Consider the following 10,669-nt stretch of genomic DNA (forward strand, 5'->3'; position numbering starts at 1 on the left):
CCTGTTATTGGCGCTAACGTGGTGGTGAAAGGCACTACAAATGGTACGATCACGGACTTCGACGGTAATTACTCGTTGGAAGGCGTGTCCGCAAATGACATCTTGGTGGTATCCTATATCGGTTATTTGTCCCAAGAGATCCCGGTGGAAAATCAATCTTCAATAAAAGTAACTTTAAAAGAGGACACTCAAACTTTGGACGAGGTTGTAGTTGTAGGTTATGGTACGATGCGTAAGTCAGACGTGACCGGTTCTATCGGTGTGGCTAAAGGAGACGACTTGACAAAGAATCAAAACTTTAGTGCGCTAGACAACTTGCGCGGTAAGGTATCTGGTGTAAACATCTTCTCAAACTCCAGCCAGCCGGGTGCTTATTCTAACCGTGTCGTTATCCGTGGTATGGCTACTATCAACGCTTCTTCAAACCCTCTATATGTGGTAGACGGTGTTGTTATGGAGAACTTCGACTTGGTGAACCCGAATGATATCGAGTCTATGGAGGTCTTGAAAGATGCTTCCGCTGCCGCTATCTACGGTGCTCGTGGTGCCAATGGTGTTATCATGGTAACTACGAAGCGTGGTAAGAAAGATGGTGAAGGTGTACAGGTTAGCTATCAAGGATCTGTCAGCGCAAGCCATATCGCTCGTAAGATGGATACGATGAACGCCCAAGAGTGGTGTGACGCATTCATGATTGGTCTGGAAAACGAGAATAAGTGGCAAGGTAAAAATTGGTCTTTGAACCGTGCTGATTGGTTTAATGATTCAGATTTCTTTGATGCAAACGGTAATCCTCTGTATGATACGAATTGGCAAGATGAGGCTACTCGTACCGCGGTTTCTCACAACCATCAGTTGAATATCCAACAAGCGGGTAAGAGCTCTTCAATGGGTGCTTTCTTGAACTATACGGATCAACAGGGTATTGTAAACAATACGTATAATAAGCGTATTAATGCGAAGTTGGCATACGACGCAAATCCTACGAAGTGGTTGTCTACGGCAGTCAATGTATTGGTTAACCATACATGGGGGCGTTATACGCCTGAGGATGGTGGTGGCCAAGAGGCTCGTCGTACCATGATCGAGATGGTTCCTTGGATGCCGATTCGCGATAAGAATGGTAAATATACCACTTCTACCTCTTCTTCCATTGGTGATGTATTAGGCTTTGAGGGTATGTCTAACCCAGTCATGATCTTGGATATGCAAAAACGTATGCGCTACAACACGCAGGTGTTTGGTAACGCCGCTTTGACATTCCACTTGGCTGAAGGTTTGGATTTGAAGACTCAACTAGGTCTTGACCATCATAATAAAACGTATAGAGGTTATTCTTCTATCGATTTGAACAACATCTCCATGCCGAATGGTTGGGCTGAGTACCAAAATTGGAATACACTTTATTGGCAGGAGGAGACTTACTTGACTTACAATAAGGTATTCGGTGATCATCGTATCAACGCTATGGCTGGTTTGTCTTGGCAAGAGCGTGTGCAAAAGTGGAATAAGGCACGAACAGAAGGTTTCTCGGATGATTTCTTTGAGGACAATAATATGTCCGCAGGTACAACTCCGGCATCTCCTGAGTCTTCTTACGATCGGTGGGCGATGAACTCTTATTTCTTGCGTTTCGCTTATACATATAAAGATCGTTACTCCGCAACCGTAACAGGTCGTGTCGATGGTTCCTCTAAGTTTGGTGAAAACAACAAGTATGCGTTCTTCCCATCTGCAGGTTTGGCTTGGAATATCTCTCAAGAGGATTTCATGCAAGATCAAAGCACGATCAGCAATTTGAAGTTGCACACTAGCTACGGTTTGACTGGTAACTCCGAGATTGACACTTATCGGTCATTGGCTCGTGTTTCTTCTGGTACGCTTTTGATCAACGATATTCGCGCTCCGTATTCTTACATCAGCTCTATGGCGAACCCGGATTTGAAATGGGAGAAGACTGGTCAGTTTGATGTTGGTTTCGAGATTGGATTCTGGCAGAACCGCTTGTCTTTCGATGTAGCTTACTATAACAAGAAGACAACCGACTTATTGTTGGATTGCCCGATTCCTCACACTACAGGTTTCACGACAGTGTATAAGAATATCGGTTCTGTAAGAAACCAAGGTATGGACTTAATGATCAGCGCACGCCCAGTTCAGACACAAGACTTCAATTGGAGTTCTACGATTAACTTAAACTTCAACAAGAACAAGATCCTTCAGTTGGGCGACAATAATGAGGATATCGAGATGAACAGCTGGGTAGGTGGTTCTGAAAGTATCTTGCGTGTAGGTGAGAACATGAGTTCTTTCTATGGCTACAGACGTTTGGGTGTTTATACGGAGGAAGATTTCAATAACGGCTTGTGCGAGAAGAACCAGATCGGTCGTGCGAAACGTACGGATAAGAAAGAGATCATCGGCAAAGGTATGCCGGACTGGACTGGAAGCTGGATCAACAACTTCTCTTACAAAAACTTCGATTTGACGATGGACTTGCAGTTCGTATGGGGTGTTGAGACCATGCAACAGTTCTACCACTCTACTTACGACCGTTTCGGTATCACGAATGGTTTGAGCAATATTTTATATGACGCATATAACGGATCGAACCCGAACACGATGCAACAGGCTGTTTACTTGTGTAACTCAGGCCATGCAGGTCAGGATACGACAGTAGATTCTCAATGGATCGCCAATGGTTCTTACTTGCGTTGTAACATGTTGCAATTGGGTTATACTTTTGACTCAAACGTGATTAGCAAGATCGGTTTGTCTGCTTTGCGTTTGTACGCAAGTGCGAATAACTTATTCTTGATTACTGCTAGCGATTTCACAGGTTACGATCCTGAGGGTACATCGCAGGGTGATAGTAATAAGTTCGGTCAGAACATGGTATTCTTCTCTTATCCAAGAGCGAGAACTTTCACGTTCGGTGTTAATGTAACATTTTAATTCATTTAATCAGTAGAATTTTTAGAAATGAAAAAAATATTGACAGTAGCGATTGCATGCGCTTGTTTAACCGGGTTCAGCGCATGTAATGATTTCTTGGAAGAGAAACCGAAGTCATCGTTGACAGCCCCGGATTATTACCAGACAGAGGCTCAAGCTCAGGCTAACGTGAACTATTTGTATCGTACGGGAGCTTCAAGTAAGCTCACAGGTGCGGGTAGTGCTTACGTAGGTCCGTTTGCCTCTATCACAGGACAATTGACCGGTTACTTTACAAACAGTTATGAAGGTCAGGAGCTGACTTGTAAATATTCTCGCGAGTTGACTCGTCAGCAGAATACGATGACTGTTTCCGTAACTATTGACGGTATATGGGATGATTGCTACAAGGCTATCAACGTAGCTAATGGCGCTATCAAGTATATCCCCGAGATCTCAATGGATCAGTCTTTGGCAAATCGTTTGATCGGTGAGGCAAAGTTCTTTAGAGCTTGGAACTACTTCAACTTGGTGAAGATCTTTGGTGGTGTTCCATTGACAGTAGAGCCGTACGAATCTATGGAGAACATGTATTTGGAGCGTGCTTCTGTAGAGCAAGTATATGCTCAGGTCGAATCCGACTTGAAGGATGCCGTTAATGCTTTGCCGGCTGCTACTTTCTACAACAATAGTAACCGTATCACGAAGTATGCTGCCGCTATGGTTTTGACTTCCGTTTATATGCAACAAGGTAAGTATGCCGACGCTGCTTCTGCGGTAAAGACGGTGATCGATTCTCCGCATGCTTTGGCAACCAACGATGATTTAGCATTGGGTTCTGCCTATAATAAGATCCGTACGACAGACGGTTTGGCTGAGTCTATCTATTCTTATGAGTACAACGCAACGATCAGTAACGGTGGTTGGTGGCCTACTTATGCGTTCAACTCAGCGGCTACAGCTATATTTGGTACGTATTCTATCTTTGAGCGTACATACGGGCCAACGAATCAATTCTTGAACGTGTATGCGGCAAACGACTTACGTATCCAGCCAAATCAATTCTTCCATTGGAATTATACAAATCCGGATAATGGCAAGACTTGGACGGCTCCTGAGAATGCTTGTGGTTGCTGGTTCTGGTATGATGAGGACGCTTTGTTGAACACAGGACGTTCTACGAAAGACCGTGATATCTTCCGTTACGCAGAGGCTTTGCTTGACGCTGCTGAATCTATCGCTCAGTCTCAAGGTGTAACAGCTGAGGCTGCCGGCTATTTGGCACAAGTTAAGGCTCGTGCAAACATGGAAGGTAAGACGGTAGCCGCAATTACTGCCGATCTTCAGAAATTAGGTAAGCAGGCCTTTATCGAGGAATGCTGGACAGAGCGTTTGCGTGAGTTCCCGTTGGAATTCAAGATTTGGGATGACTGTTTGCGTACAGGTAAGTTCCCTGTAATCTCTTCTACAGAGAAGGGTAAGGTTACATACGTTGACTTAGTTGGCGCAAAGAACGCTTCCGGCGCGACCTTCAAGTCTTCCGACTTGTTATGGCCGATCTCTTTGAACGAGATGCAACGTAACCCGAGTTTGACTCAAAATGAGGGTTATGCCGTTCAATAATAAATTTCAATAACTGATGGCTAGAGAGGGAGGGAATGAGCGATCATCCTTCCCTCTCTTTTTGGTAGCTTGATTAGTCAGCAAGTTGCATGAAACAATGTATAATATACAGAATTTTGGTTTGGTTGTCTTATTATTCACTTTCAACTATGAAAACAAAAGAGCAAGAAATGACATACTGGATTCTGCTAAGTTAGAAGGACGGTTGGAAGGTGAAGAAAAAAGAATGATTTTCTGAGCAGTACTACTGACTTACTCAAAGGATATATACTTATTTTGCCCACGCAGTATATATTACTTTGCCAAGTCACTAGTACTTCATAAACATCCTTTACTTTGACACAGGCTAGAGGATAAGCAATTGCTTCCTTCTGTAAACAAAAAACGCCCAAAATTGCTCTCTGCTATAAACAATTTGTTATATTTGCATATATATAAGTACGATTATGGAGCGATTGATAGAGATGTATCGAAAGAAGTTGCGATTTACCTCTACCGCCTTTATTAGAAGCACGGTGTACGAGATTAATCGGGATGCCCGGTTGATCGGTATAAGAGGTGCTCGGGGAGTGTACCGCAACAGCATATCAAGCGAAATTTTCCGCAAGACGAACGAACCATATATGTCAGCTTAGATAGTATCTATTTCTCTGACAATACATTATATGACTTTGCGGATCGTTTCGTGAAACGAGGAGGAACACGCTTACACTTGGATGAGGTACATAAATCCCCCCAGTAAAGCCAAGAGTTGAAGAATATATACGATGATATGCCAGAACTGCAAATTATCTTTACCGGCCCCTTTTATCCCGAATATCAGTAAGCTCTGCGAATGGATTAGTATCACGAGAAACGTTTTATTGACTTATCTAAACGTATTGGCAGAAAGTAAGCTGACCTACAACTGTTTCTACTTTTGGTATCTCTCGCCTGCAAAAGCCGGACAATATCTACTTGAAAAATAGAAATCTGATGTATATCCTCTCGCCTTTGAAAGCGAATATCGGCAACATGCGGGAGACGTTCTTTGCGAACCAATTGAAAAAGTCTCACCAAGTAACAACCTTAGATTTACATCCGAGTATTACAGATAAAATAGAAAGGATAAATTTGTAAAGTATGAGCGAAGCCAACGATTTTTTAGTGGATGGAATTTATACGTTCGAGATCGGTGGCAAACGAAAAAGGTACTCACCAATAGAAGGGATACCGGACGGTTTTATCGTTGCGGATGATATAAAAATAAGATCCCGTTATGGATGATGGGGTTCTTGTATTAAGGAAGAAAGGGAAGAATAATCACTCATCCTTCCCTTTCAGCCATCAGTTATTGAAATAAAAAGTAATTACTTCGCTGAATATCCCTCATTCTGAGTTAAATTCGGATTACGTTGGATCTCGTTTACAGGGATCGGCCAGTATAAGTCTGTTGCCTTGAATGTAGCACCGCTACCATTCTTAGCGCCAATTAAATCAACGAATTGAACCTCACCCTTGTTTGTAGCGGAGATTTGAGGGAATTTACCTGTACGAACACAGTCATCCCAAATCTTCATTTCCAATGGGAACTCACGCAAACGCTCTGTCCAGCATTCCTCGATAAAGGCCTGCTTACCTAATTTCTGAAGATCGGCAGTAATTGCGGCTACCGTCTTACCTTCCATGTTTGCACGAGCCTTAACTTGTGCCAAATAGCCGGCAGCCTCAGCGTTTACCCCACTAGACTGAGCGATAGCTTCAGCGGCAGATAATAATGTTTCAGCATAACGATAGAAGTTCCAGTCTTTCGTACCCTTACCAGTCTCTAAGATAGCAGTCTCATCATACCAGTACCAGTTACAAAGCATCTTCATATCCAGAGTTGTTCCATCAACAGGATGCGTATATGTACGATGGAAGAACTGATTCATCTGGGCACGCAAGTCTTTCTCACCATACACATTCAAATAACGCTCGCTAACACCATACACATTTACCCACAAAGAGTATTTGTTTCCAGTAGAAGAATTAGCGAAGAATGTCGGAGAAATCAAATTGAATGCGTGAACCGGGATATTACCGTTAGGAGAAATAGCTGCGTCATATTCACGGGCATAAATAACCTCTGGCAGATCATCTGTTGTACGTAACTTATTGAACGCACTACCTTCCGCAAGGTTATCGTTAGTAGCCAAAGCGAATTTTCCGCTATTGATTACATCTTTCAATGGAGTAACCGCATTAGCGTACTCTCCTAGTCTCATGTAAACATCGGCCAGCAACATATCAGCCGCATATTTTGTCACACGGTGACTATTTCCTGCAAAAGTAGCATTAGGTAAATTCTCTACAGCAAACTGTAAATCAGGAATGATAACTGTATTGAAAACTTCCGATGCAGCCGTACGAGTCGGATATTCAACCAAAGTAGCATCTTCTGTAGGTTCTGTAACCATTGGAACATCACCAAACATTTTTACAAGATAGAAATAGTTCAATGCACGGAAGAAACGAGCCTCTGCTTTATACTGAGCTTGATTATCCATTTCCACACCATCAACATACTTGATAACTGCGTTCGCTACATTGATCGACTTATAACAACTTTTCCAAGTGTCATTAGTCAAATAATTACAACAAGATTGCGTAAAGTCCTGACGAGTCAACTGGCGAGCATAGGAACAGTCTACTTCCTGACCTTCATATTCATTCACGAAATAACCAGTTACCATGTTCATTACAGACAAGCTAGAACCTCTATAAGCACCAGTCATATTACCCATCTTATCAGGAGCACCATCACGATATAGATAATTGACATTGCCAATAATATCAGCACTTGTCTTATAATAGGTATCCAAAGTCAAGGACGACTTCGGATCCTCATCCAAAAAACTGTCACATGCGGTAAATCCTACCAATCCCGCACATAAAATAGCTGTTGTTAATATTTTTTTCATTGCAATTTTCTGAATAATTTAATTAATTAAAATGTTACATTTACACCCAACGTAAACGTTCTAGCTCTCGGATAAGAGAAGAAGGCCATATTCTGACCAAATTGTTCTGGAGATACTGAACCGTTAGATGTAGAGATCTGAGATGTACTTTCAGGATCGTACCCATTAAAGTCTTTCGCTGTAATCAAGAACGCATTGTTCACATTCAAATATAGGCGTAAGCTACTAAACGGAGTCTTTGCCAATTGATTTGAGTCAAAAGTATAACCTAACTGGATTAAGTTCGCACGTAAATAAGAACCATTAGCCACCCATTGAGAGTCTGTCAAAGTATCCTGTCCTGCGTGACCACCGTTGAACAACCAGATAGCTTGCTGCATAGAATTAGGATTCGTTCCATTATATGCGTCATACAAGATATTTGTCAAGCCGTTAGTCTGTCCGAAACGGTCATATGTAGAGTGATAGAACTGTTGCAAGGTCTGAACACCAGCGACAAATTGTAAATCCAAAGTGAAATCCCAATTCTTGTAACGTAATGTATTGATCATAGATCCAGTCCAATCGGGTACACCTTTACCTATGATCTCACGCTCAGAAGAACGTTTCGCACGACCGATCTGTTTCTTCTGGCAGTTACCAGCTTCATAATCTTCTATTGTATAAACGCCTAAACGTTTGTAACCATAGAAACTACCTACGCTTTCGCCTACACGCAAGATAGAAGCACCGCTCACCCATTCGTTTTTCAAGATATCCTCGTCATTGTCACCCAAAGATAAGATCTTATTTTTATTGAAGTTAGCATTGATGGATGTTGTCCATGTGAAGTCTTTTGTATCAATATTGCGAGTAGATAACATCAGATCCAAACCTTGGTTACGGATAGAACCGATATTCTTATAAACAGTCTCGAAACCTGTTGTATGAGGAACCGGAGCATCCAATAACAGATCAGAAGTCTTCTTGTTGTAATAAGAAGCATCTAACGTAATTCTATTATTGAACAAACCTAAATCGAAACCTATATCGAACTGGGCGGTTTTCTCCCATTTCAGATCAGAGTTAGGCAATCTATTTAAATAAGAATAGGAATTACGTGTTCCGTTCAATAATAACGTTTCGCTCTTAACTGTTGCTAAAGATTTGTAAACACCAATCTCAGAGTTACCAGTCAAACCGTAGCTGGTATGCAACTTCAAGTTGCTGATCGTATTTTGATCAGACATAAAGTCTTCTTGCGTGATGTTCCAAGCCAAACCCGCTGATGGGAAGAACGCATATTTATTATTCTTACCAAACTTAGAAGAACCGTCATAACGACCAGTAATTGTAGCGGAGTAACGATCCTTGAATGTATAAGCGAAACGTAAGAAATAGGAGTTCATAGCCCAACGTTCCCAATAAGTCTTCGGAGCATCAGGCTTCGTACCTGCGTCCATATTGAAGTCCTCAAAGAAATCGGTAGTGAAGTTTTCTGTATACATTCTAGAATAATCATACTTGCGCTCCTGCCAAGACAAACCGGCCATAGCGTTGATACGGTGCTCGCCAATCGTCTTATTATAAGTCAAGTAAGTCTCTTCCTGCCAATAAAGAGTATTTGCATGATATCTTTCAGCACGTCCATGTTGGTCATATGCCAAATTCACCAAGTCACTTGGCATATATTTATGCAAAGTCTTAAAGTTAGCGTCAACACCGAATTGAGTCTTCAAATCCAAACCTTCGATGATATGGAATGTCAAGGCTGCATTACCGAATACTTTTGTATTATAGTTCATATTCTTATAGGTCTTCAAGATATGAACAGGGTTAGACATTGCCTCAAAGTCCATTGGCATCCCTTCTGGAGTATTGGTGGAGGTATATTTGCCATTATATTGAACCGGCATCCAAGGAACCATTTCAATCATAGTACGACGAGCATCCTGTCCACCACCGTCTTCTGGAGTAGAGTTACCCCAAGTATGGTTCACCGCCAAGTTGATCGCTGTAGATAACCATGTTGTAGGATTCGCATCATAAGCGATCTTTGCATTCAAACGTTTTGAATAGGTATTCAACATGATACCTTGGTTATCAGTATAGTTCAAAAATGCACCCATAGATGATTTCTCGCCACCTTGCTGAACATTCAATTGATGGTTATGAGAGATCGCTGTACGAGTTGCCTCATCTTGCCAATCTGTATCATAAAGAGGATTACCGTTAGAATCGAAGAAACGACGATCTGTAAACCAATCCGCACGATTAGTAGACCAGTTAAATGGATTGCCATCCTTATCAGATCCCCATCTATTCTCATTCTCAATACCTTGCATAAAAGCATCGCACCACTCCTGCGCATTCATCGTATCCATCTTACGAGCGCGATGAGCCAAGCTTACAGAACCAGAGTAGCTAACCTTCGTTCCACCTTCTTTGTTACCACGTTTCGTAGTAACCATGATAACACCATTGGCACCACGAGCACCATAGATAGCGGTAGCGGAAGCATCTTTCAATACCTCCATAGACTCGATGTCATTCGGGTTCATCAAATAGAAGTTCTCCATTACTACGCCGTCCACAACATACAACGGATCAGAAGAGGCATTAATTGTCGCTTGACCACGGATAACAACACGGCTACCATAAGCACCCGGCTGGCTAGAGTTAGAGAAGATATTTACACCGGCAGCCTTACCACGCAAGTTATCCAATGCACTAAAGTTTTGAGCTTTTAACATCTCTTCTCCTTTAGCTGTAGAAATAGAACCTGTTACATCCGATTTACGCATCGTACCGTAACCTACTACTACTACCTCATCCAAAGTCTGTGTATCTTCTTTCAATGTAACATTGATTGCAGATTGGTTGCCTACAGGGATCTCTTGAGATAAATAACCAATATAGGAAATCACCAAAACTCCGTCGGCGGGCACACCCTCGATCGTATAATTTCCATCGAAATCAGTGATCGTACCGTTTGTAGTGCCTTTCACCACCACGTTAGCGCCAATAACAGGCTCACCTGTACCGTCAACAACCACACCTGTTACTTTCTTGCCTTGCTGCACTGCCATTACTTCATCAACCGTGCCTGCGGGAGCGGGAGCGGCCATAGCGGCGTTTACAGAGAAGGCAGAAAGCAGCAAACAGAACGCTGAGGCTTTAGCTATCCCCTG

General features: G+C 42.3%; 6 protein-coding genes. 4 read left to right on the forward strand and 2 right to left on the reverse strand.

Annotated features, from left to right (window positions below):
• The 4 genes from DW205_RS19615 to DW205_RS22385 form a co-directional block, all read left to right on the forward strand.
• Window positions 1-2,955: TonB-dependent receptor (locus tag DW205_RS19615; RefSeq protein ID WP_147326770.1), on the forward strand; the 2,955-nt coding region annotated here is incomplete at its 5' end.
• A 27-nt stretch (window positions 2,956-2,982) separates the two neighbouring features.
• On the forward strand, window positions 2,983-4,557 hold the full coding sequence (locus DW205_RS19620; RefSeq protein ID WP_005866428.1) for a RagB/SusD family nutrient uptake outer membrane protein: 1,575 nt from the start codon (window positions 2,983-2,985) through the stop codon (window positions 4,555-4,557).
• 446 nt (window positions 4,558-5,003) lie between these two features.
• The gene (locus DW205_RS19630; protein ID WP_005866426.1) at window positions 5,004-5,192 is read left to right on the forward strand and encodes a hypothetical protein; all 189 of its coding nucleotides are present in this window, start codon (window positions 5,004-5,006) and stop codon (window positions 5,190-5,192) included.
• Between the two features lie 487 nt (window positions 5,193-5,679).
• A complete protein-coding gene (locus tag DW205_RS22385; RefSeq protein ID WP_005866422.1) occupies window positions 5,680-5,823 on the forward strand; it encodes a hypothetical protein in 144 nt (47 codons plus the stop codon).
• An 83-nt stretch (window positions 5,824-5,906) separates the two neighbouring features.
• On the opposite strand, the gene DW205_RS19635 is transcribed toward DW205_RS22385, so the two are convergent.
• Window positions 5,907-7,499 carry a RagB/SusD family nutrient uptake outer membrane protein gene (locus tag DW205_RS19635; RefSeq protein ID WP_008778128.1) on the reverse strand — a complete coding sequence of 531 codons (1,593 nt, stop codon included), beginning with the start codon at window positions 7,497-7,499 and terminating at the stop codon, window positions 5,907-5,909.
• Between the two features lie 26 nt (window positions 7,500-7,525).
• On the reverse strand, window positions 7,526-10,669 hold a 3,144-nt coding region (locus DW205_RS19640), incomplete at its 5' end, for a TonB-dependent receptor (RefSeq protein WP_233523167.1).

The sequence above is a fragment of the Parabacteroides sp. AM17-47 genome (assembly GCF_003434625.1).
In the GTDB taxonomy this organism is placed as follows: Bacteria; Bacteroidota; Bacteroidia; order Bacteroidales; family Tannerellaceae; genus Parabacteroides; species Parabacteroides distasonis.